The 1,714-nt window shown below is 52.1% G+C and carries 2 protein-coding genes; both read right to left on the bottom strand.

Translation table 11 applies throughout. From position 1 onward, the window contains the following. Nucleotides 1–70: 70 nt before the first annotated feature. The gene (locus HMPREF3036_RS02790; protein ID WP_231853555.1) at nt 71–1,267 is read right to left on the bottom strand and encodes an RNA-guided endonuclease InsQ/TnpB family protein; all 1,197 of its coding nucleotides are present in this window, start codon (nt 1,265–1,267) and stop codon (nt 71–73) included. A 22-nt stretch (nt 1,268–1,289) separates the two neighbouring features. After that, nucleotides 1,290–1,703, bottom strand: a complete 414-nt coding sequence (gene tnpA / locus HMPREF3036_RS02785; protein ID WP_051009044.1) for an IS200/IS605 family transposase — start codon at nt 1,701–1,703, stop codon at nt 1,290–1,292. Between the last annotated feature and the right edge of the window lie 11 nt (nt 1,704–1,714).

Genomic DNA, 1,714 nt, shown 5'->3' with positions numbered 1-1,714 from the left:
GTAAACAACTCTCGACTAAAGTCGAAAGCTTTATTGTCACCTGCTAAAGCAGGCTCAACATAGGGCTTGTTTACACCAGCCCCTGGGTTATCAGCAGACAACCCAGACGTTGCAGATTCCGACCTCCATTGAGGTCGCTGTGCGCTCTGTAACCACAGTTCTTGCAAACAAATCGGTGCTTCTGCCGTGTTCCGATGGCATTGCAATGCGGACAGGTTTGCGACGTATAGCGAGGGTCAACGAAGATCACTTCGATACCCGCTCTACAAGCTTTGTCCACTATCTTCTGCTGAAGCTCCCTGAAGGGCCAGCGGTGCAGGCGTGCGCGAACCTTCTGCCCGGCCTTGATTCGCTCGCGGATGTCCGTAAGATCTTCAAGAACGATCAGGCGAATATTGCGTTCTGCCGCATCTTCAATAATGGACTTGCTGATTTCGTCGTTGATTTGTTCCACATGTCGTTTCTCTCGGCCGGAAGCCTTTCGAAGTGCCTGTCTGGCGCTTCTGGAGCCATTGCGCTGGAAACGAGCCCGACTGCTCAGGTATTTGTCACGGTCGTCCTTCATCTTCCCGGCTTTGAAGATTCGGCCGGTAGACAGTGCGGCGGCGTTGTTTTCGCCAACATCAACGCCCATGACTTGATTCAAAGACAAGTTGTCGAGAGATACTTCCTCGAGTTTCTTCTCTATGGCAATGTGCAGCTCCCATCTGGAAGGCGTGCCTTTGATGCCGCACTTCCAAACGAGGTTGCATTCGCCAAGCCTGTAAATCCGATTCTCCTTCGACGTTCCGGCAAGCTCTTCAGCCAGAAAACCGGCCAATTGGCTCAGCTGAAACTTTCCCGGACGAAGACGAACGCCGACACGCCCATTCACCGTATAGACCGACGCCTCGGTGTAGTTGTTGAAGAAGCGAATGGTGTTCTTGTCCAGGTGAACAACAGGATTCCTGAAGCTGATGCTCGGGAGCACCATCTTCTTATCCTTCGAGAAGTTCGGATGGTTGCTGATCCACGACTGGTACATGCTCGATACCGAACGCATGACGTTGCAGGCGAGCTGTGCACCAAGAACGGACATTTTGGTTCGAACCATCGGATAAGCAGCCTTGTGCAGGTTGTACCGTTGCCAGAGCCGTTTTTTCCTATCTGTATCGGACACGACGATTGGGACGAGCAAATTGCAGGCCTGCCCGTAGAGGCGACGGGTCTGATGCATCTTTTCGGAAGCATCGGCATCGACCTCCAAGGCAATGCAGACGGTACGCACGTCGACTTTGCGTCGAACGAGCTTACCTGCGCCCTTTGATATGTTCAGTCCTTTCAATGTAATGCCTGATGGTTTCCGCACTGACATTGCCAGCCGTACCTACGTAATAGGACGGAGACCACAAATGCCCGCCGTAAAGCTGATCCTTCAACGCCGGGAAAGCCACAAACAGCTTCCGGGCCGTCGAACCCTTCAAAATCTTTACGGCATCGGCTACAGCCTGTGACGGAGGGATGGTTACGAACAAATGGATATGGTCAGGTTGGATTTCCAAGGTCAGAATCGGCCACTCGCGCTCAATGCAGATCGCGGTGATGGCAAGACGCAAAGCCTCGGCTATTTCACCTTTAAGTATCCGTTTGCGGTACTTCGGACACCATATCACATGGTATGCCGTCTGGTAAACGCAATTTCGGTTGTATACTATTTCCACCATATCCTTAATTT

Source organism: Sutterella sp. KLE1602 (assembly GCF_001578585.1).
GTDB lineage: Bacteria > Pseudomonadota > Gammaproteobacteria > Burkholderiales > Burkholderiaceae_F > Sutterella > Sutterella wadsworthensis_A.
This window is presented reverse-complemented; position numbering and strand designations above follow the sequence as displayed.